General features: G+C 54.7%; 1 protein-coding gene. It reads right to left on the bottom strand.

Features of this window, described 5'->3' with window-relative positions; all coding sequences use genetic code 11:
- Positions 1-34: 34 nt before the first annotated feature.
- Positions 35-466, bottom strand: a 432-nt coding sequence (locus WM40_RS27380; RefSeq protein ID WP_046154704.1) for an IS30 family transposase, incomplete at its 5' end; no start/stop codon positions are given.

Consider the following 466-nt stretch of genomic DNA (forward strand, 5'->3'; position numbering starts at 1 on the left):
TTGGGTAGATTCAACCGGTCGTCGCAACACGCGATTATTGAGCAGACTTTAGGTATTGGTCCAGCGCTTCCGCAGGTGTTTTCCAGCCAAGTGTTTTGCGTGGCCGCATATTCAGCGCATTAGCGACGGCTTGAATTTCGTTGGCGCTCCATCGCGACAGGTCGGTGCCTTTCGGGAAATACTGTCGTAGGAGTCCATTCGTGTTCTCGTTTGTGCCTCGCTGCCATGGACAGCGAGGATCTGCGAAGAAGACTTTCACACCTGACTCAATCGTAAAGCGAGCGTGATCAGATAGTTCCTTGCCACGATCCCATGTCAATGATCGACACAACTGCGCCGGCAGCGTCTTCACAGCCTTCTTGAGCGCGTTGGCCATCGATACCGCACCATAGCCGGCCAGTGGGGGGCTGTTACGCATTCGCGGAGCAAGCCCATAACCTTGTTCTCTCGGCAGATGGACGAGCAT

The sequence above is a fragment of the Robbsia andropogonis genome (assembly GCF_000970345.1).
In the GTDB taxonomy this organism is placed as follows: Bacteria; Pseudomonadota; Gammaproteobacteria; order Burkholderiales; family Burkholderiaceae; genus Robbsia; species Robbsia andropogonis.